This window comes from Streptomyces sp. CRN 30 (assembly GCF_034105845.1).
In genome coordinates this window covers 1-20872 of the sequence record NZ_JAVRHI010000148.1, presented here as the reverse complement: position 1 = coordinate 20872, position 20872 = coordinate 1, and the positions used below count along the sequence as shown (strand labels likewise).

Below are 20872 nucleotides of genomic sequence, written 5' to 3'. Positions count from 1 at the left end.
GGAGGCCGGAGGGCCAGGAGGCCGGGCCGGGGAGCCGGGCCAGGAGGCCAGAGGGCCAGGAGGCCGGAGGGCCAGGCCGGGAGGCCGGAGAGCCAGGAGGCCGGAGGGCCAGGAGGCCGGGCCGGGTTGGGAGGCCCAGGGGGCCAGGCCGGGAGGTTCGGGGGACCAGGCCGGGAGGCCCGGGGGCCGGGAGGGCCGAGGGCCGGGAGGGCCGAGGGCCGACCAGGCCAGGCCCGCAAGCCCCCGCCCTCACCCGGCCCGGGGCCGGCAAGCCCCCGTCCTCACCCGAACCGGGTCAGCAAGCGGCGGTACACCCCGGGTGCCAGCCCCCGTACCCGGCCGGGGACGCTCAGCCATGCCGGGACGTGGACGTCGTCCCGGTCGCGGTGGACCGCGGTCCAGACCGCGCCGGCGACCCGGGCCGGCGCGGTGGGGCGCGGCCAGGGCCGTTCGTACGGCGTGCCGCGCCGGGCGAAGAACGGCGTGTCCACCGGGCCCGGCACGACGTGCGTCACGCCGACCCCCGTGCCGCGCAGTTCCTGCCGCAGGGCTTCGGCGAACGCCGCCACGCCCGCCTTGCTCGCGGAGTAGACCGCCTCCCGGCGCACCCCGACCGTGCCGGCCACGGAGCCGACCAGCACCACGCGGCCCCGGCCCGCCGCCACCATCGCGGGCAGCACCGCGTGGACGAGGCGGAGCGTCGCACCGAGGTTGACGGCCAGCACCTGGTCCAGGTCCGCGCGCGGCATCGCGGTGAACGGACCGGCCCAGCCGATGCCCGCGCCCGCCACCAGGACATCGATCCGGCCGGCCGCCGCGAGCGCGGACTCGGCGAGCAGCCGGGGCCCGTCGGCGGCGGTGAGGTCGGCGGGCAGGGCCAGCCCCGCCGTGGCGGCGGCGGTCCCGTCGAGCCGGTCGCGGTCGCGGCCGCTGAGCAGCAGCCGCCATCCGCCGGCGGCGAAGCGGTGGGCCGTCGCGGCGCCGATGCCGGACGAGGCTCCGGTGACGAGGGCGACGGGGCGCCGGTCGGGGGCGTCAAGGGCGTCCCGCAGGGACACCTCTTCGCGTGTGTGTTCCCGTTCCGCGTCGAGGTCCTTGCGGAGGGAAGGCGGGCCTGGCTGGGTCACGAGATGCCTCCCGGGCGGGTTCTCGGCTCCCGTCACCATCACACCGGCGGCCGCCTCCGGCGCGCTGGGTCCGCCCATAGGGGCGGCCGGAATGCGCCAGGCGGCGGTACCGCGTGTCCGGACGGTAGCCGCGCGGCCCGGCGGAGGAATACCGTCCCAGCGTCCACGGCACCGACCGCGCGACCGCCCTCCGTGCGAACGGCTCGCGCGGAACTCCGCCGATGATGTTGAATATTGAACGGAATAGGTCTACGGTCGTTCCCGTTGGACTTCATTGAACATTCAACGACCAAGGTGCGAGTCGCACCCGCACCCCGCATCCTGGAGGAGACACCATGAGCACGTCCGTGAACCCCGAGCTCGCCGCCCTGACCGGTGACTACACCCTGGACCCGGCGCACACCACGATCGGCTTCGTCGCACGGCACGCCATGGTCACCAACGTCAAGGGCCAGTTCCGCGACTTCAGCGGCACGCTCCACCTGGACGGCTCCGACCCCGCCAAGTCGACCGCCGCCCTGGACGTGACGATGCAGAGCATCGACACCGGCAACGCCGACCGCGACGGGCACCTCAAGAGCGCGGACTTCTTCAAGACCGACGAGTTCCCGCAGATGACCTTCCGCTCCACCTCGGTGGAGTCCGCCGGCGGCGACGACTACCGCGTCACCGGTGATCTGACGATCCTCGGCACCACGAAACAGATCACCATCGGCCTGGAGTTCAACGGCGCCGCGAAGGACCCGTTCGGCAACGACCGCGTCGGCTTCGAGGGCACCGCGCAGATCAAGCGCTCGGAGTGGGGCCTGACCTGGAACGCCGCGCTGGAGACGGGCGGCGTGCTGGTCTCCGACAAGATCAAGCTGACCTTCGACATCTCGGCGATCAAGAACGCCTGACCGTCCCCCGCCTCCGCCCCAGCCCCCGCCCTAACCCCCGTCCCCGTCCCCGTCCCCGTCCCCGCCCTCGTCCCTGTCCCAGCCCCCGTCCCCGTCCGCGCGAGCGCCCGCCCTCCCCGCGAGGGCGGGCGCTCGCGTCGACGCGCGGGCGTCAGCCCGCCGCCAGCAGCGCCCGCGCCTGCTCCCGCGCCGTCTCAAACGCGTCCGGGAACACCTTCAGCCCGTGCGCGACCAGCGCGCCCTCGTGCAGCAGCATCAGCGCCCGCCCCAGCCGGTCCGCCGCCCCGGCGCCCGCCGCCGCCCGCGCCAGCTCGGTGAAGAGGCCGAGCATCCACGCCTTCTGCGCCGTGATGACCGGGTACGCCGGGTGCTCCGCGTCGCTGATCTCCGCGTGCGCGTTGACCATGCCGCACCCCTTGGCGCCGTGCTCCGCCGACCAGTCGCGCGAGGCGTCGAAGACGGCCAGGGCGCGAGCCCGCGGCGCCGGTCCCGCCGCCTCCAGCCGCTCGGCCAGCAGCGCCCGCCAGCGCTCGTCACGCCCGGCGAGGTACTCCACGACGATCTGCTCCTTCGAGCCGAACCGGTCGTAGAGCGTCTTCTTCGTCACGCCCGCCTCGGCCGCGATCAGGTCCACGCCGACGGCGTGGATGCCGCGCGCGTAGAACAGCCGCTCGGCGGCGGCGAGGATGCGGCGCCCGGCGGGCGTCATGCGGACCCGGTGCGGTGCCGTCACGGCCGTGTTCACGGTCTCCATACCGTCCAGTCTACCGACTCGCGTATACCGATCTGTATAGTGGGCACCCGAGCGGAGTAAACAGATCTGTCTACCACGCAGATCCGTCACCACCGAGGAGACCCAGGAGGCCGTCGTGAACGTCCTGCTCCCGGTCGCCTTCGTGCTGTGCTGGAGTTCCGGTTTCATCGGCGCCAAGCTCGGCGCGGACACGGCCGCCCCGACCACGCTGCTGATGTGGCGCTTCCTGCCGCTGGCCGCCGCCCTGGCCGTCGCCGCCGCGGTGTCGTCGCGGACGGCATGGCGCGGCCTGGCACCACGCGCCCTCGGCCGCCAGATCGCCGTCGGCGCACTGTCCCAGAGCGGCTACCTGCTCAGCGTCTACTACGCCATCCGGCTCGGCGTCTCCAGCGGCACCACCGCCCTGATCGACGGCGTCCAGCCGCTCGTCGCGGGCGCGCTGGCCGGGCCGCTGCTGCGGCAGTACGTCACCCGGCGCCAGTGGCTCGGCCTCTGGCTGGGCCTGGCCGGCGTCGCCGTGGTCACCCTGGCCGACGCCGGGGCGGCGGGCGCGGAGGTGGCCTGGTGGGCGTACCTCGTGCCGCTGCTGGGCATGTTCGCGCTGGTCGCGGCCACGTTCCTGGAGGGAAGGTCACCGGAGCCGGTCGCGCCGCGCGTGGCCCTGACGGTGCACTGCGCGACCAGCGCCGCGCTGTTCTCCGTACTGGCGCTGGTCACGGGGTCGGCGACACCGCCCGCCTCGGCCGGCTTCTGGACGGCGACGGCCTGGCTGGTGGTGCTGCCCACCTTCGGCGGCTACGGCCTGTACTGGCTGATCCTGCGCCGCTCCGGCGTCACGCGGGTCAACACCCTGATGTTCCTGATGGCACCGGTCACGGCCGTGTGGGGTGCCCTGATGTTCGGTGAGCACTTCGGCGCGCAGACCGCGGTCGGCCTGGCCGCGGGGCTCGCGGCGGTCGTCGTCGTCCGCTCGGCCGAACCGCGCGCCTCCGGCGCCGAAGCCGGCGCCGACTTCGGCGCCAGGGACCGTACGGGCGGTCAGAACCCGCCGCCGAAGTCCCCTCCCCCGCCGCCGAAGGTGCCGCCGCCCCCGAAGTCCCCGCCGCCGAACCCGCCGCCGAAGTCGGTCGGGTCGAAGTCCGCGCCGGACATGTCGCCGCCCTGGTAGCCGCCGCCGAAGTCGCCGTACCCGGCGCCGTAGTCGGAGGCGTAGGCCGGGGTCGCCATCATGCTGCCGAGCATGGTGCCGACCAGCAGGCCGGGGAGGATGCCGCCGCCGAAGTAGCCGCCCGCCCAGGGGCCGTAGGCCGGTCCGGCCTCCCAGTACGGGCGGCGGCCCGCGTCGGTGTCGACCTCGCGCACCATCGGGTCGAGGCCGTCGGAGAGCCGGGTCCGGTCGGCGGCGCACACCGGCACCTCGCGCGTGGCGCCGCCCGGCGGGGTCCAGGTGACGTCCGCGACCGAGGGGCCGTGCCGCGGGTCGAAGAAGCACGGCGGGCGCCGGTCCGGCAGCGGCCCGCCCTCGCGCCGGGCGGCGAGCCGGGCCAGCGAGAACCGGCCGTCCTCCACGGCCTGGGTGACCGCCCGCACGTCCTCCGGGCGGCGCGCGCCGGCCATGAGGGTCTTGGAGCGGTCGTAGCAGTCCAGGGCCTGTTCGTAGTCGGCGCGCATCGCGTCGTCGGCGCCGGGCTCGCCGGGGTGGAAGTCGAGCCGGTCCAGTTCCTCGCCGAAGGCGGTGATGTCCTCGTCGACGACGACCCGCAGCTTCTCCAGGGCGGCCCGCTGCTCCTCCTCGTGGCGGCGGCGGTTGCGCCGCGACAGGGCGTAGACGCCGGCGCCGCCGACGGCCACGAGCGCGCCGGTGGTGATCAGTCCGGCGACCGGCACCCCGCCGCCCGACCCCTCGCTCCAGCCGTTCGGCGCCGTGCCGCCGGTGTTGCGCAGCGCGTCGTCGACGAAGTCGTTGAGCTGGGCCTTGGGGTCGCCCGCGCCCTGCACGGCGGCGACCAGGTTGGTGACGCCCTGCTTGCTCAGCACGCTGCTGTCGGCACGGGCGTCGAAGCGGTCGCCGAGCCGGATGCCGTAGAGGCCGGTGACGCCGGTCTCCGTGCGCAGGGTGCGGAAGAGGTCCTGGGTCGGGTAGTCCGCCGGGAGGACCGCCACGAAGACCGGTTTGTCCGCGTCCTCGATCTTGTCGGCGAGCGCGTCGGCGTCGGCCTCGGAGAGCAGGCCGGAGGCGGCCGGGTCCACGTAGACCGGGCGGTCGCGCAGCGCCTCGGCGATCTCGGAGACGTCGGTGGCCGCGTGCGCGCCGGAGGCGCCCACCGACAGCACCGCCGCGACGGCGGCGACCGGCACGATCAGGAGGCGGACGAGCAGACGAGCCAGTGCGGTCCTCATACATTCGAAAGTACCTTAAACAGAACGGAAAGGACGAGGCTGGGGAAGGCCCCGGCGGGGGTCACCGCCGGGGCCTTACGGAACCGTTCCTCCCGCGGGGCGTCAGCCCGCCCGGTGGGCCGCCGTGAGCTTCGCGACGGCCGCCGCGTACGAGCCGCCGGTCGCCAGGCGGTCGGCCTCCGCGAAGGGTTTCGCCACCGCCTCGGTGAGCTGCCCGGCGATTTCCTGCTGGACCAGCAGCCGGGCCTTCGTCACCGCGGCGGTACCCGCCTCGTCGTCGCCGGACCGCTCGGCGGCCCTGGCGTCGGCGGCCAGCGCCTTCAGCGTCGACTCCCCGCCCTGTGGCACGCGCGTCTTCGTGGTCAGCCCCCAGCCGTAGGGGAACTGCGGGTCGTACGAGGCGTCACCGACGTTGATCGGCAGCTGCGCCTCGGACTTCGGCCAGGTGACGGGGAGCTGTCCGGTGAAGGGCCGCTTGCCGTAGAGGACGTCGGCGACCCCGTCGCCCTCGGTGCCCGGCAGCCAGGACGCGACCAGCGCGTCGATGTCGCCGAGCTGGTCACCGATGAGCTGCGGCCGGCCCGAGACGATCAGCACCGCGCACTTCATCGCGGCGCAGACCCTGTCCACGGCGGCCCGGTCGGCGGCGGACAGCTCCAGGTCGTGTCCGTTGCCGACGTCGCCGGCGCCCTCGGCGTAGGGGGTCTCGCCGACGACGACCACGCCGACGTCATGGCCGCCGGTCGGGGCCGAGGCGTCCGCGGACCAGGTGACGTCGCCACCCGCGCCGCGCAGGCCCTCCAGGACCGTGGTGCCGGGGGTGATGTCGCCGGAAGAGCCCTGCCAGGTGATGGTCCAGCCGCCGGACTGGTTGCCGATGTCGTCGGCGTTGGACCCGGCGACGTACACCTTCTGGTTCTTCTTCAGCGGGAGCAGTCCGCCGGAGTTCTTCAGCAGCACCTGGGACTCGGCGACCGCCTCGCGGGCGACGGCCCGGTGCGCGGCGGAACCGATCTTCGAGCTGTTCCGGGTGTCGGCGTACGGCTTCTCGAAGAGGCCCAGTGCGAACTTCTGGGTGAGGACGCGGGCGACGGCGTCGTCGATCCGCTCCTCGGTGACCCGGCCCGCCTCCGCCTCGTCGACCAGCGTGGTGCTGAACTCCTTGTAGCTGTAGGGGACCATCATCATGTCGACGCCCGCGTTGACCGACGTGCGGACCTGGGCGGCGCGGTCGCCGGGGAGCTGGTACAGGGCGTCCCAGTCGCTGATGACGAAGCCGTCGAAGCCCAGCCGGCCCTTGAGCACGTCGTTGATCATGTCGGCGCGCGCGTGCATCTTCACCGGGCCCTGGCCGTCGCCGGCGATGTCGAGCGAGGAGAAGGACGGCATGACCGTGCCGACGCCCCGGTCGACGGCGTCCCGGTAGGGGGAGAGGTGGACGGCCTCCAGCTCCTCGCGGGTGACCTCGGTGATGCCCTGGTCGATGGTGTAGCTGCCGGAGGTGGAGGAGCCGTAGGTGGTGCCGCCGTCGCCGACGTAGTGCTTGGCGGTGGCCAGCACCCGGTCGGAGCGGTCCAGGTCACGGCCGTCGGCGCGGCCCTGGAGGCCCTGGACCACCGTCTCCAGCGACTTCACCAGTGCCGGGTCCTCGCCGAAGGACTCGTAGGTGCGGCCCCAGCGTTCGTCGCGGGCGACGCACAGGCAGGGCGCGAAGGTCCAGGGGACGCCGGTGGCGCGGGTCTCGCTCGCGGTCACCTCGCCGGTGCGCTCGACGAGTTCCGCGTCCCGGGTGGCGCCGAGCCCGATGTTGTGGGGCATGACCGTCGCGCCGGTCAGGTTGTTGTGGCCGTGCACCGAGTCCACGCCGTAGATCAGCGGAATCTGCAGGCGGGTGGCGCGTGTGCGCAGCTGGAAGGAGTCGACCGTCCTGGCCCACGCCTCGGCCGTGTTGGGCGTCGGGGTGGAGCCGCCGCCGGAGAGCAGCGAGCCGAGGGCGTAGGTGGCGATGTCGCCGGGCGCGGACATGGCGCCGCGCTCGGCCTGGGTCATCTGCCCGGCCTTCTCCGCGAGGGTCATCCGGGAGAGCAGGTCCGCGACCCGCTTCTTCACCGGGAGCCGGGAGTCCAGGTACGGCAGTCCGTGGGCGTCCACGACCACGCCCGGGTTCTCGGCGGGGGCCTTGGCGCCGGTGACGGTCAGCTCCAGCGGGACGGTCTCGGCCTCCTCGGCGGAGCGGTCCTTCAGGGTCTTGACGCGGACCGTGCGGGTGGTGCCCGAGGCGGTGCCGGCCGGGAAGGTCAGGGTGCCGGCGACCGGGGTGTAGTCCTTCTCGGCGGTGGCGGTGCCTCCGGCGGTGCGGTAGGCGACAGTGACCGGTTCCTCCAGCGGGGCGGCACCGGTGGTGGAGACGGTGACGGCGACGGACGCGGTGCCGCCCTCGGACACCGGGTACACGGCGGCGCCGGTGGTGACGGAGGCGCGCAGCGACTGGTCGGCGCGGCCGTACAGTTCGACGCCGTCCATCGCGAACTCGCCCGGTCCGCCGGTGGGCAGGGTGACGGCGTACCCCCACATCGCGGTGAGGTCGAGGATCTGGTTGATGCCGCCGACGGGCTGGTAGTCGGTGCGGTAGGCGAAGGAGGTGAAGGGCAGCTCGATCCGCTGCCAGCCGGTGAAGTCGTCGGCGAAGGAGGTCGTCCACAGCTCGGACGCGTCGCCGTTCGCCCCGCCGTCCTTGATCTCGAAGTTGATCTTCTTGCCGGTGCCGTGCCCTTCCCACCAGAGGCGGATGCCCTGGTGGGCCGACCAGTCGTGGGCGGGCCCGGCGTTCGCGTACTGGTGGGTGAAGCCGCCGTAGCCGCTGATGTCGTAGGTGCCGGCCAGGACCTTCTCGCCCTCGGGGGCGTCGGCGCGGGCGGCCAGTTCCAGGGTGGGCGGGTCGTCGCTGTCGCCGCCCCAGGTGGAGATCCCCTCGGCGGGCGGGGAGGCGAAGGGCACCTCGCCCTCGAAGCGGTCGACGGGGACCGGGACGGGGTCGTCGGCCGCGGCGGCGCCGGCGACGGTGAGCGGGAGGAGTCCGGTGAGGAGGGTGGCGCAGGCGAGCAGGGCGGTTCTTCGCATGGAGTCCCTCGACTCTCGTAAGCCAACTCATGACTGCTCGTGACTTAGTTCGCGCCGTGAGTTAACTGGGGCCCCTTGCGACCGTCAAGAGGACGGGCAGCGTCCGCGCGACGCCGCCCGTCCCGTCCCGCGCGTCACTCGGCGGGGGCGACCCCGGCCCGCAGCAGCCCGTAGGTGTACGCGTCCTCCAGCGCCTGCCACGACGCCGCGATCACGTTGTCGGCGACGCCCACCGTCGACCACGCGCCCGTGCCGTCGGAGGTGTTGATCAGGACGCGGGTGGTGGACTGGGTGCCGTGGACGCCCTCCAGGATGCGGACCTTGTAGTCGACCAGGTCCAGCTGGGCGAGTTGCGGGTAGATCCGCTCCAGGGCGACGCGCAGCGCCCGGTCCAGGGCGTTGACCGGGCCGTTGCCCTCCGCGGTGGCGACGATCCGCTCGCCCTTGGCCCAGAGCTTCACGGTGGCCTCGTTGGCGTGGGTGCCGTCGGGGCGGTCCTCGACGATCGCGCGCCAGGACTCGACGGTGAAGTACGTCAGCGGGCCGCCCTCGACCTCGGCGCGGAGCAGCAGCTCGAAGGAGGCGTCGGCGGCCTCGTAGGTGTAGCCCTTCAGTTCGCGTTCCTTGACGCGCTCCACGACCCGGCCGACGAGTTCGCGGTCGCCGCCGAGGTCGATGCCGAGTTCCTTGCCCTTCAGCTCGATGGAGGCGCGGCCGGCCATGTCGGAGACGAGCATCCGCATGGTGTTGCCGACCAGGGCCGGGTCGGTGTGCTGGTACAGGTCCGGGTCGACCTTGATGGCGGAGGCGTGCAGCCCGGCCTTGTGGGCGAAGGCGGAGACGCCGACGTAGGGCTGGTGGGTGGAGGGGGTGAGGTTGACGACCTCGGCGATGGCGTGCGAGATACGGGTGGTCTCGCGCAGCCTGCCCTCGGGGAGGACCTGCTTGCCGTACTTCAGCTCCAGCGCGGCCACTACGGGAAAGAGGTTGGCGTTGCCGACGCGCTCGCCGTAGCCGTTGGCGGTGCACTGGACATGGGTGGCGCCCGCGTCGACGGCGGCGAGGGTGTTGGCGACGGCGCAGCCGGTGTCGTCCTGGGCGTGGATGCCGAGCCGGGCGCCGGTGTCGGCGAGGACGGTGGCGACCACGGCGCTGATCTGCGCGGGGAGCATGCCGCCGTTGGTGTCGCAGAGGATGACGACGTCGGCGCCGGCCTCGGCCGCGGTACGGACGACCGCCTTGGCGTACTCGGGGTTGGCGCGGTAGCCGTCGAAGAAGTGCTCGCAGTCGAGGAAGACGCGGCGGCCCTGCGCGCGCAGGTGGGAGACGGTGTCCCGGATCATCTCCAGGTTCTCGTCCAGGGTGGTGCGCAGGGCGAGTTCGACGTGCCGGTCGTGGGACTTGGCGACGAGGGTGATGACGTCGGCGCCGGAGTCCAGGAGCGCCTTGACCTGGGGGTCCTCGGCGGCTTTGGCCCCGGCCCGGCGGGTGGCGCCGAAGGCGACGAGCTGGGCGTGCCGGAAGTCGATCTCTTTCTGGGCGCGGGCGAAGAACTCGGTGTCCCGCGGGTTGGCGCCGGGCCAGCCGCCCTCGATGAAGCCCACGCCGTAGTCGTCCAGGTGCCGTGCGATGGCCAGCTTGTCCGCGACGGTGAGGTTGATGCCCTCGCGCTGCGCGCCGTCGCGCAGGGTGGTGTCGAAGACGTGGAACGAATCGTCGAGCAGCTCGCTGGGTGCGGTCATGATCTTCAGGACTCCTGTATGGGATCTCGGTCTACCGGAATGACCGGTTCCACCGTCCGCTCATGATCCCTCGCGCTCGTCTCCCGGCTCGGGGTGGGCCAGGAAACAGAAAAACCCCTCGCGGGTGCGAGAGGTCTGCGCGCGGGTCGAGGACGACGGTGTCCGCCCGTACCTGGTCGTACGAGACGGTCACTGCGGACCGGCGCGCCTGCTGCCAATAATCATGGCGAACGAGAGCACGGGGGCAGTCTGGCACAGTCCGCCCCCGCGCTCACGGGGTGTCTCAGGATGCGAGCGCCGCGCTGGTCAGCGGGTGCGGGTCAGCGCATCCGGCGGACGAAGACGTCGGGTGACCGGTTGGTGTCGTCGGGTACCAGGTTCTCCGCGAACGACTCGAAGGCGACGGTCCGGCCGTCGCGGCTGGGAGCGGCCACCGGCCAGGTGGGCGAGTCGTCCTCGGTGAGGGGGGCGGTCACCTGCCGGGTGATGTCCCTGCGCAGGTCACGGACGTAGAGCTGGTTCGGCTGCGTTCCGCCGGGGACCAGTCCGGTGGCGGTGGAGGTGAAGAAGACGTGCCGGCCGTCCCCGGTGATGACGGGCGTCTCCGACCTCTGGTCCAACTCCCCGCCGTCGGCCGCGAGGGACACCCGCTCGGTGGTGCCCCGGCGCAGGTCGCGGACGAAGACGTCGGGGACTCCGTTGGTGTCGCCCGGCACCAGGTCGGACGCGGCGGACCGGAAGGCGACGTAGCGCCCGTCGCCGCTGAACGTCGGCGCCCGGCCCGCGCCCGATACGGAGGAGCCCTGGTCGAACAGTTCCGTGCGGCCGGTGCGGCGGTCCCAGAGGTGGACGTAGTACGTGCCCCGTCCGCGTTCCAGGGAGTAGGCGATCCGGCTGCCGTCGGCGCTCATGGAGAAGTAGTAGCCCACGCCCCAGCCGGTACCGCCGGCGACGGGTGGTGTGCTGGTGCTGATGAGTTTCGTGGTGCCCAGTTCGCGGTCGCGCAGGTAGATGCCGCTGCGCATACCGGGCGCCGTCTCGCCGGTCTCGCTGAAGTACGCGGCGAAGGCCACGTACCGGCCGTCCCTGCTGACCTGGGTGACCCCGTAGGCCTGGGCGACGGGGCGTTCGTCGTCCATGAGGCTGACCAGCTCGGTGCGCTTCTTCCGCCGGTCCTTGAGGTACACCCCGTAGAAGGTCGTGTGGTCCTCGTACGAGCCCGTTCCCGCCGTGTAGGCGATGTACCGGCCGTCGGAGCTGACGGCGGCCTCCCATGCCGAGAGCGGGTACTCGCTGCCGTCGTCGCGTACGCTGATCCGCTCGATGGTGCCCTTGCGCAGATCACGCAGGAAGACGTCCGTCTGGCTGTCGGTGTCGTCCGGGACCAGGCCCGGCGACGTCGACTGGAAGGCGACGTAACGGCCGTCGCCGCTGATGGACGGGCTGTTGCCGCCGTCCTCGACCTGCTGTCCGTCGGCGGGGACGCTGATCCGCACGGTCTTCCCCCGGTGCGGCGCGGCTTCCGCGGACAGGGCCGCCGTGACGGCCAACACCCCCGCGAGCGCCATCGCCCCCGCTCCCCGCGCCAGTCTTCTTCGCATCTCTCCCCCAGAGCGCTGTCCCCCCGGCCTCATGCCGAGGCGCACAACGAGACAAACGCACCGGAGCCGCACGCGGCAATCGCCCGTAAGTCGTACAACCCGGCCCGGTGATCAGACGTCCGCGAGCCGGGTCGTACGACGGGGAGAGGCGGTCAGGCCAGCGTGTGCATCCAGCCGTGGGTGTCCTCGACGGTGCCGCGCTGGATGTCGAGCAGCGCGCGGCGCAGCTTCAGCGTGACCTCGCCGGGCTCGCCGCCGCCCTGGTTCCACTCGGCGCCGGACCGCTTGACCGTGCCGACCGGCGTGATCACGGCGGCGGTGCCGCAGGCGAAGACCTCGGTCAGGGAGCCGTTCTCCGAGTCGCGCTGCCACTGGTCGACGGAGACCCGGCCCTCCTCGGCCTCGTAGCCGAGGTCGCGGGCGACGGTGAGGAGCGAGTCGCGGGTGACGCCCTCCAGGATGGAACCGGTGAGGGACGGCGTGATGATCTTGTTGTCGTAGACGAAGTACAGGTTCATGCCGCCCAGCTCCTCGACCCACTCGCGCTCGATGGCGTCGAGGTAGCAGACCTGGTCGCAGCCCTTGGCCGCGGCCTCGGCCTGGGCCAGCAGGGACGCGGCGTAGTTGCCGCCGGTCTTGGCGTCGCCCATGCCGCCGGGGACGGCGCGGACGCGGTCCTCGGAGACCCAGATGGAGACCGGCTTCACCCCGCCGGGGAAGTAGGCGCCGGCCGGGGAGGCGATGACGATGAACAGGTACTCGTTGGCCGGCTTGACGCCCAGGCCCACCTCGGTGGCGATCATGAAGGGGCGCAGGTAGAGCGACTCCTCGCCGCCGTGCGCCGGGACCCACGCCCGGTCCTGCCCGACCAGTGCGTCGCACGCCGCGATGAACGCGTCCTCGGGCAGCTCCGGCATGCCCAGCCGGCGGGAGGACGCCTGGAAGCGGCGGGCGTTCTTCTCCGGGCGGAAGGTGGCGACGGACCCGTCGGGCCGGCGGTACGCCTTCAGTCCCTCGAAGATCTCCTGCGCGTAGTGCAGGACCATCGTGGCGGGGTCCATGGAGAGCGGGGCGTACGGAACGAGCTGGCCGTCGTGCCAGCCGCGGCCCTCGGTCCACTTGATCGTCACCATGTGATCGGTGAAGTGGCGGCCGAAGCCCGGGTTCGCCAGGATCGCGTCCCGCTCGGCGGCGGACAGCGGGTGGGCGGAGGGCTTCAGCTCGATCGAGGTCGTCGTGGGCGTCGTCATGGGTAGGTGTCCTTCACCGGTTGTCGTGACGGGCCGCGCTCACGCCCGTACTGCCAGTGGCCAGTGCTAGGACGTCCGAGCATTCCCTGATGTCGCGGCCCCGCGTTCGATTATCGCGCGCGGTCCGGGACGGATGAAAACGGGGTGAATGCGGCCCAGGTTCGATGGTCGCACCCGGCGGGGACAGGTGAAAGCCGCCGGGTGCCTTGTTTTTCCGGACCCGGCGGCTTCGAATGGTTGGTTTTCGAGTGCGCGGCCCGGTCAGCCGGCTACTCGTACGGCGAGCGCGTCGCCGATCTCCGAGGTGGAGCGCGCGGGCTTGCCGACGCGCTCGCCGAGGTCGGCCGCGACCGCCGCCTCGATGCGGGCGGCCTCGGACTCGTGGCCGAGGTGGCGCAGGAGCAGGGCGACGGAGAGCACGGTGGCGCTCGGGTCGGCCTTGCCCTGGCCGGCGATGTCGGGCGCGGAGCCGTGCACCGGCTCGAACATCGAGGGGAACTCGCCGGACGGGTTGATGTTCCCGCTCGCGGCGACGCCGATGCCGCCGGAGACGGCCGCGGCGAGGTCGGTGATGATGTCACCGAAGAGGTTGTCGGTGACGATCACGTCGAAGCGGGCCGGGTCGGTGACGAGGTAGATCGTCGCGGCGTCGACGTGGATGTAGTCGGTGGTGACCTCGGGGAACTCCTTCGCCACCTTGGTGAAGATGTTCGTCCACAGGTGTCCCGCGAAGGTCAGCACATTGTTCTTGTGGACCAGCGTGAGCTTCTTGCGGGGACGGGCCTGGGCGCGGGCGAAGGCGTCGCGGACGACGCGCTCGACGCCGAAGGCCGTGTTGACCGACACCTCGGTGGCGACCTCGTGCTCGGTGCCCTTGCGGATGGTGCCGCCGTTGCCCGTGTACGGGCCCTCGGTGCCCTCGCGGACCACGACGAAGTCGATCTCCGGCTGGCCGGCGAGCGGGGTCTCGACGCCGGGGAGCAGCTTCGACGGACGCAGGTTCACGTGGTGGTCGAAGGCGAAGCGGAGCTTGAGCAGGAAGCCGCGCTCCAGGACGCCGGACGGCACCGACGGGTCGCCGATGGCGCCGAGCAGGATGGCGTCGTGCTGCTTCAGGGCTTCGAGGTCGGCGTCGGTGAGGGTCTCACCGGTGTCGTGGTAGCGACGGGCGCCGAAGTCGTACTCCTTGGTCTCCAGCTTCACATCCTGCGGAAGCGCGGCGGTGAGGACCTTCAGGCCCTCGGCCACGACCTCCTGGCCGATGCCGTCGCCGGGGATGACTGCGAGATTGAGGATGCGAGAGCTAGCCGACATGCGGGGCACCCTACTCCCCGTCCCATGGGATGACACACGCTGTCCGGCATACGGACAGCGGCGCCGTCCCGTCGGCCGGTGTTCACCCGTACGCGGGGCGGGTGTTGGCCGGTGCGGGGAATCGCTGAGGGCATGGACCTTCCCGACTTCGGCATCCCGGCCGCGCAGGCGCGCGGGATGAGCATGGCGGAGCAGCACGAACTGCTCCGCGCCCGGCTGACCCGCCGGCGCACGCTGGTGACGGCGGGCGCGGTGGCGAGCGGACTGCTGACCGGCTGCTCCGGCACCGGGACCGCGGACGGCGCCGGGGGCGGGAGCACGGTCGGGGCCGGGAGCACGCGGACCGCGCCGCCCGCCGGGTCGACCGTATCCGGCGCGGTGGTGACGCCGTTCGGCCGCCATCTCGCCTTCGGCGCCGATCCGCGGCGGCAGATGCGGATCTCCTGGCAGGTGCCGCTCGCGGTGCGCCGGCCGTTCGTCCGGGTCGGCCTGCGCCCCGACGACCTGGACCGCCGGATCGGCGCGGAGCTGCGGGACCTGGTGACGCCGGAGCTGGCGGGGCTGCGCCCGGCTGCCGAGCAGTACTACGTGCACGCGGCCCTGGACGGCCTGCGCCCGGGGACGACGTACTACTACGGCGTCGGTCACGAGGGCTTCGACCCGGCCGCGCCACCGCACCGGTCCACCGTCGCCTCCTTCCGCACGGCGCCCGCGCACCCGGAGCGGTTCGTGTTCACCGCCTTCGGCGACCAGGGCGTCGGCGGCGACGCGGTGGCCAACAACCGGGTGCTGCTGCGCCAGGACCCCGCGTTCCACCTGCACGCGGGCGACATCTGCTACGCCGACGACAAGGGCCGCGGCAAGGAGTCGGACCTCTACGACGCCTCGCAATGGGACCGGTTCCTGGAGCAGACGGAGCCGGTGGCGCGGTCGGTGCCGTGGATGGTGACGACCGGCAACCACGACATGGAGGCGTGGTACTCGCCGGACGGCTACGGCGGCCAGCTGGCCCGCTTCTCCCTGCCGGACAACGGCTTCGATCCCCGGAGGGCGCCGGGGGTGTACGCCTTCCGCTACGGCAACGTCGGCGTGGTGGCGCTCGACGCCAACGACGTGTCGTACGAGATCCCGGCCAATCTCGGCTTCTCGGAGGGCCGGCAGACGGGCTGGCTGCGGCGGCGGCTGGCGGAGCTGCGGGCGGCGCCGGAGATCGACTTCGTCGTCGTCTTCTTCCACCACTGCGCGTACTCGACGTCGACGCACGCCTCGGACGGCGGGGTGCGCGCGGAGTGGGTCCCGCTGTTCGCCCGGTACGAGGTGGACCTGGTGATCAACGGGCACAACCACGTCTACGAGCGGACGGACGCCGTCCGCGACGGGGCGGTGGGCCGGCCGGTACCGGTCGGGGGGACCACGGACCCGACCCGGGACGGGACCGTCTACGTCACCGCGGGCGGCGGCGGCAGGGAGCTGTACGGCTTCCCGGCGGGCGCGGCGGAGAGCTACGAGGGGCACGTCACCGCGCACGAGCCCGTCGACAGCTTCCGCTGGACCCGGTCAAGGGACACCCCTGCCGAGCGGGTCGGCTGGTCACGGGTGCGCTACCGCGGTTTCTCGTTCCTCGCCGTGGAGGCGGAGGCGGGCGCGGCGCCGAGACTGCGGGTCTCGGCACTGACGCCGGAGGGATCCCGCGTCGACCACTTCGAGGTACGGCGCGGCTCCTAGGCCGGGCCCGGTGGACGGTGCCGGGCCAGGGCTAGTGGACGGTGCCGGGCCAGAGCTAGTGGGCGGTGTGGCCGGTCGAGCCGCCGTTGTCGCGGCGGTCGAGGGAGCGCTGGAGGGCGGCGGCGGCGTTCTTGCGGTCGGTGTCGCTCGTGCGGGAGGCGTGACGGACTCGGCGGCGGACGGCGGTCTCGGCCATGGGGGGATCGACTCCTTCGGCACAGGGAGCACGGACGTCTTCGGTACGGGGAGCACGGAAGACGGAACTGCGGGAGGCCGACAAGGGGCGGGGAGCAGCGGACCGCAGGGGTGGCCTGCGCGGGGTCCGGCTCGCTGCCGCCGTTCGCTGGGTCGAGCGATTTCGTTCGGCTCCTACAAAGCTAAGCGAGGATGCCGCGCCTGTCTGCACAATTACTCGGACTTCCTACTATCTGAGACGGCGGGGTCCGGAGCGGCTCCGCGCGGGCGCTCCGCGGCCGGTGCCGGCCCCGTGCCGCAGACTGGCCGGCCAGTGTGAATCGGAAGTCCCAGGGCATCATTCCTCCTTGGCTTCCCGCGCGGAGGTTTCTGGACAACCTCAGGATCCGGGCACCACATTCTGGACCGTAAGTACATCCAGCTCCTCCAGGCACTGAGCGAGGAGGTGGGGGTGAGCCGGGGAACCCTGAAGCGCTTCGCGGGGTGGCCGGTCTCCTCGGGGACCACCGCTCCGGCGGAGGCCCAGTTCACCGGCATGTTCTTCTGGTCGCCGTTCAACCTGTTCGTCGGCCCCGCGGGCACCCGCCGGGTCTTCGACCCCAGCAGCGGCGTGGAGCAGCAGCGGCCGAACTCGTTCCCCTCGGAACGCTGGGCCTACCTCAAGGAGTTTCCCGGGTATTTCGAGAGCATCGGCGTGAAACTCGCCGAACTCGCGGCGCTGGAGGACAACGGCGTCAAGAAATGGCAGATCACGCCCGACAAGGAGAAGGTCAAGGGCGAACTCACCGCGCGGATCAAGCGCGTCACGGACACCGTCACCAGCGACAAGATCCCCGTGCACGACCTGCGCGAGGCGGACTGGGCGGTCGTGGCCTACACGGACGTCAAGAACTACAAGTTCCGCGACAGCGAGGACGTCGTGTCGGTCTACGACCGGTGCAAGACGTCCGTACAGAAGGACGTCGGCTTCGACGACGCACTGCCCAACGACGCCTACCGCTTCATGCTGAAGCCGCAGGGCGCCGAGTAGCACGGTCCGGCAGACGGCTCGGGCCGGGCTCGCGCCCGGCCCGAGTTCCGTCCGGCGGCCGTCAGCCCATGTGCGGGTAGCGGTAGTCGGTCGGGGAGACCAGCGAGTCCTTGATGGCGCGGGTCAGCGTCCAGCGCATCAGGTTCTGCGGGGCACCGGCCTTGTCGTTGGTGCCGGAGGCGCGGCCGCCGCCGAAGGGCTGCTGGCCGACGACGGCACCGGTCGACTTGTCGTTGATGTAGAAGTTGCCGGCCGCGTAGCGCAGCTTCTCCATCGTGTACGCGGCGGCCGCGCGGTCGCTCGCGATGACCGAGCCGGTGAGCGCGTAGTCGGAGACGGACTCCATCTGGGCCAGCATCTCGTCGTACTTCTCGGCCGTGCTGTCGTCGTACACGTACACCGCGAGGATCGGGCCGAAGTACTCGGTGGTGAAGACCTCGTTCTCCGGGTCGGTGCACTCGACGACGGTCGGGCGGACGAAGTAGCCGACCGAGTCGTCGTAGGTGCCGCCGGCGACGATCGTGCAGGACGCGTCGTCCTTGGCGCGGTCGATCGCCGCCTTGTTCTTGGCGAAGGACCGCTCGTCGATGACGGCGCCGATGAAGTGCGACAGGTCGGTGACGTCACCCATGGTGATGCCGTCGACCTCGGCCGCGAACTCCTCCTTGAACCCGTCGTTCCAGATGGAGGCCGGGATGTACGCGCGCGAGGTGGCGGAGCACTTCTGGCCCTGGTACTCGAAGGCACCGCGGGTCAGGGCCGTCTTGAGCACGGCGCGGTCGGCGCTCGGGTGGGCGACGACGAAGTCCTTGCCACCGGTCTCGCCGACGAGGCGCGGGTAGGTGCGGTACTTCTCGATGTTGTTGCCGACCGTCTTCCACAGGTGCTGGAAGGTCCTGGTCGAGCCGGTGAAGTGGATACCGGCCAGGTCGCGGTGGTTCAGGGCGACCTCGGAGACGGCCAGGCCGTCACCGGTGACGAGGTTGATGACGCCCTTGGGGAGACCGGCCTCCTCCAGCAGGCGCATCATCAGCACGGCGGCGTGGGTCTGCGTCGGGGACGGCTTCCAGACCACCACGTTGCCCATGAGGGCGGGCGCGGTGGGCAGGTTGGCGGCGATCGCCGTGAAGTTGAACGGCGTGATCGCGTAGACGAAGCCCTCCAGCGGGCGGTGGTCCAGGCGGTTCCAGACACCCGCGGAGTTGGCCGGGGGCTGCTCGGCCAGGATCTGGCGCGCGTAGGAGACGTTGAAGCGCCAGAAGTCGATCAGCTCGCAGGGGCTGTCGATCTCGGCCTGCTGGGCGGTCTTGGACTGGCCGAGCATCGTCGAGGCGGCGATGGTCTCGCGCCACGGGCCGGAGAGCAGCTCGGCGGCGCGCAGGATGATCGCCGCGCGGTCGTCGAAGGACATCGCGCGCCAGGCCGGGGCGGCGGCGAGGGCCGCGTCGATCGCGTCCTGCGCGTCCTGCTCGGTGGCGTTGGCGTAGGTGCCCAGGCGGGCCTGGTGGTTGTGCGGCTGCACGACGTCGAAGCGCTCGCCGCCGCCCATCCGCTGCTCGCCGCCGATGGTGCAGACCAGGTCGATCGGGTTGTCGGCCAGCTCCTTGAGCTTGGCCTCCAGGCGGGCGCGCTCGGGCGAACCGGGGGCGTAGCCGTGCACCGGCTCGTTGACGGGGGTGGGGACCTGGGTCACAGCGTCCATGGTGTCCGTAACTCCTTGACTTGAGCGGTGTTGCGAGCGGGTGCGGGGCTCGGCCCCCGCTGGTACTGGTCTCTCGGACCTTGCGCTGGTCAGCCCTTGCGCTGGTCAGCCCTTGCGCTGCTCTCTCAGCCCTTGCTGACCATGGAGCGCGCGAAGAACCGCAGGTTCGCCGGCTTCTCCGCGAGGCGCCGCATGAAGTAGCCGTACCAGTCGGTGCCGTACGCGGTGTAGACGCGCATCCGGTGGCCCTCGGCGGCCAGCCGGTGCTGCTCCTCGCCGCGGATGCCGTACAGCATCTGGAACTCGTACTCGTCGGGCTTGCGGCCCGCGCGGTGGGCGAGGTCCTGGGCGATGGCGATCAGCCGCGGGTCGTGGGACCCGACCATCGGGTAGCCCTCGCCGTCCATCAGCGTCCGCAGCACGCGGACGTACGCCTTGTCGATCTCGTGCTTGTCCTGGTAGGCGACCTCGGCGGGCTCCTTGTAGGCGCCCTTCACCAACCGTACGCGGCTGCCCGCCTCGGCGAGCCGGCGCGCGTCGGCCTCGGTGCGGAACAGGTACGCCTGGATGACGCAGCCGGTCCCCGGGAAGTCCTTCCGCAGCTCCTCGTGGATGGCGAACATCGAGTCGAGGGTGGTGTGGTCCTCGGCGTCCAGGGTGACCGTGGTGCCGATCTCGGCGGCGGCCTCGACGACCGGGCGGACGTTCTTCGCGGCCAGCTCGTGGCCGCCGTCCAGCGCCTGACCGAACATGGAGAGCTTCACGGACATCTCCGCGCGCGTGCCGAGCTCCAGCGGCTTGAGCCGGTCGATCAGCTCCAGGTACGCGTCACGGGCGGCCTCGGCCTGCTCGGGCGTGGTGATGTCCTCGCCGACGACGTCCATCGTCAGTTCCAGGCCCTGGCCGGCGAGGTCCCGGACGATCGGGACGATCTCGTCGACGTCCTCGCCGGGGATGAAGCGGTCGACGACCTGCTTGGTCACCGGGGCCGCCGAGACCAGACGGCGCATCCGGTCGCTGCGCGACGCGGCGAGAATCACGGGACCCAGCACGGTCCACCTCCACTTGCAAAACGAACGGGCTCAGCCACCGTGAAACCTAGGGATGACTCCGATCGTGGGCCATCGACACCTGTCACGCATCCGTGCGGGATATCTCAGACAGATGTATGAAGGGGCGGGCGGGATGCGGGACAATGCCCGGGTGACATCGGACGCGAAGGGCGACTACCAGGAGCTGGTCGACGAGATCTCGGAGCTGCTGGACGCGCCCGCGACCCTGGAGAACCGCGACTTCGAGCTGATCGCCTTCGGCGCCTACGACAGCGAGGGGGCCCTGGACGCCTCCGCCCTCGACCCGGTGCGCGCCCGCTCGATCCTGACCCGGCGCTCCACGCCCGAGGTCCGCGCCTGGTTCGAGGGGTTCGGCATCACCCGGGCCACCGGCCCCGTCCGCATCCCGCCGACGCCGGAGGCGGGCGTCAACCGGGGCCGGATCTGTCTGCCGGTACGCCATCGCGGTGTCGCCCTCGGCTACGTATGGCTGCTGAGCACCGACCCGGGTCCGACCGACCGGCGGCTCGCGGCGGCGATGGCGGTCACCTCCCGGATCGGCGCGCTGCTCGCCGACGAGGCCCGGCAGGGCGCGGGTCTCGGCCGTGAGCTGCGGGCGGTGCTCACCGCGGAGCAGGACTGGCAGCGGGACATGGCCGTCGCCGAGCTGCGCGCCGCCCTCGGCCCCCGCGCGGAGGTCCCGCACACGGTGGTGTGCGTCGCGCCGTGGCCGTCCGGCGAACCGGACGACGCGCCGTCCGTGCGTACGGTGCCGGGGGCGACGGCGCTGTGCACGGTGGCGTGGGGGAACACCGCGGGGGACACCGCCCACTCGCTGGCGCTGCTGGTGCGGCTCCGCTCGGCGGACGTGCCGGGCCCGGCGGTGGCGGCGGCGGACCGGCTCCTCGAGCGGGCCCGGAGCCTCGGCGGGACGGACGCCGCCGCCGGTGTCGCCGCCGCC

At 72.2% G+C, this 20872-nt stretch carries 14 protein-coding genes and 2 pseudogenes; 5 read left to right on the top strand and 11 right to left on the bottom strand.

The window, feature by feature from the left end:
- Window positions 1-281: 281 nt before the first annotated feature.
- Window positions 282-1127: an SDR family NAD(P)-dependent oxidoreductase gene (locus UW392_RS14100; protein ID WP_414496103.1), complete on the bottom strand. Its 846-nt coding sequence runs from the start codon at window positions 1125-1127 to the stop codon at window positions 282-284.
- Window positions 1128-1462: 335 nt separating this feature from the next.
- Between UW392_RS14100 and UW392_RS14095 the strand changes: the two genes are divergently transcribed.
- Window positions 1463-2026 carry a YceI family protein gene (locus UW392_RS14095; RefSeq protein WP_320775306.1) on the top strand — a complete coding sequence of 188 codons (564 nt, stop codon included), beginning with the start codon at window positions 1463-1465 and terminating at the stop codon, window positions 2024-2026.
- Between the two features lie 151 nt (window positions 2027-2177).
- Here UW392_RS14095 and UW392_RS14090 read toward each other — a convergent pair whose 3' ends face one another.
- Window positions 2178-2780 (bottom strand): helix-turn-helix domain-containing protein, encoded by a 603-nt coding sequence (locus UW392_RS14090; RefSeq protein WP_320775305.1) that lies wholly within the window; start codon window positions 2778-2780, stop codon window positions 2178-2180.
- A gap of 115 nt (window positions 2781-2895) precedes the next feature.
- On the opposite strand from UW392_RS14090, the pseudogene UW392_RS14085 reads away from it, so the two are divergent.
- Window positions 2896-3813, top strand: a pseudogene (locus UW392_RS14085) (DMT family transporter); the annotation flags it as partial.
- A 5-nt stretch (window positions 3814-3818) separates the two neighbouring features.
- Here the strand turns inward: UW392_RS14085 and UW392_RS66955 are convergent.
- From UW392_RS66955 to UW392_RS14060, 6 genes are all read right to left on the bottom strand, one after another.
- The gene (locus UW392_RS66955; protein WP_414496100.1) at window positions 3819-5180 is read right to left on the bottom strand and encodes a hypothetical protein; all 1362 of its coding nucleotides are present in this window, start codon (window positions 5178-5180) and stop codon (window positions 3819-3821) included.
- 102 nt (window positions 5181-5282) lie between these two features.
- A complete protein-coding gene (locus tag UW392_RS14080) occupies window positions 5283-8300 on the bottom strand; it encodes a CIA30 family protein (protein ID WP_320775303.1) in 3018 nt (1005 codons plus the stop codon).
- A gap of 134 nt (window positions 8301-8434) precedes the next feature.
- Window positions 8435-10042, bottom strand: coding sequence for a citramalate synthase (gene cimA / locus UW392_RS14075; protein ID WP_320775302.1), 1608 nt, complete (start codon window positions 10040-10042; stop codon window positions 8435-8437).
- Window positions 10043-10362: 320 nt separating this feature from the next.
- On the bottom strand, window positions 10363-11643 hold the full coding sequence (locus UW392_RS14070) for a hypothetical protein (protein ID WP_320775301.1): 1281 nt from the start codon (window positions 11641-11643) through the stop codon (window positions 10363-10365).
- 152 nt (window positions 11644-11795) lie between these two features.
- The gene (locus UW392_RS14065) at window positions 11796-12893 is read right to left on the bottom strand and encodes a branched-chain amino acid aminotransferase (protein WP_320775300.1); all 1098 of its coding nucleotides are present in this window, start codon (window positions 12891-12893) and stop codon (window positions 11796-11798) included.
- Window positions 12894-13154: 261 nt separating this feature from the next.
- On the bottom strand, window positions 13155-14207 hold the full coding sequence (locus tag UW392_RS14060) for a 3-isopropylmalate dehydrogenase (protein WP_320775299.1): 1053 nt from the start codon (window positions 14205-14207) through the stop codon (window positions 13155-13157).
- 132 nt (window positions 14208-14339) lie between these two features.
- Here UW392_RS14060 and UW392_RS14055 point away from each other — a divergent pair, with 132 nt between their 5' ends.
- The gene (locus tag UW392_RS14055) at window positions 14340-15932 is read left to right on the top strand and encodes a metallophosphoesterase family protein (protein WP_320775298.1); all 1593 of its coding nucleotides are present in this window, start codon (window positions 14340-14342) and stop codon (window positions 15930-15932) included.
- Window positions 15933-15987: 55 nt separating this feature from the next.
- Here the strand turns inward: UW392_RS14055 and UW392_RS14050 are convergent, their stop codons facing one another.
- Window positions 15988-16128: a hypothetical protein gene (locus tag UW392_RS14050; RefSeq protein ID WP_320775297.1), complete on the bottom strand. Its 141-nt coding sequence runs from the start codon at window positions 16126-16128 to the stop codon at window positions 15988-15990.
- Window positions 16129-16578: 450 nt separating this feature from the next.
- Between UW392_RS14050 and UW392_RS14045 the strand changes: the two genes are divergently transcribed.
- Window positions 16579-17157: a hypothetical protein gene (locus tag UW392_RS14045; protein ID WP_320775296.1), complete on the top strand. Its 579-nt coding sequence runs from the start codon at window positions 16579-16581 to the stop codon at window positions 17155-17157.
- A 61-nt stretch (window positions 17158-17218) separates the two neighbouring features.
- Here UW392_RS14045 and pruA read toward each other — a convergent pair whose 3' ends face one another.
- Entirely contained in the window at window positions 17219-18859 is a 1641-nt protein-coding gene (gene pruA, locus UW392_RS14040) for an L-glutamate gamma-semialdehyde dehydrogenase (RefSeq protein WP_320775295.1), read from the bottom strand.
- Between the two features lie 125 nt (window positions 18860-18984).
- Entirely contained in the window at window positions 18985-19911 is a 927-nt protein-coding gene (locus UW392_RS14035) for a proline dehydrogenase family protein (protein ID WP_320775294.1), read from the bottom strand.
- Between the two features lie 133 nt (window positions 19912-20044).
- Here UW392_RS14035 and UW392_RS14030 point away from each other — a divergent pair.
- Window positions 20045-20872, top strand: a pseudogene (locus tag UW392_RS14030) (PucR family transcriptional regulator); the annotation flags it as partial.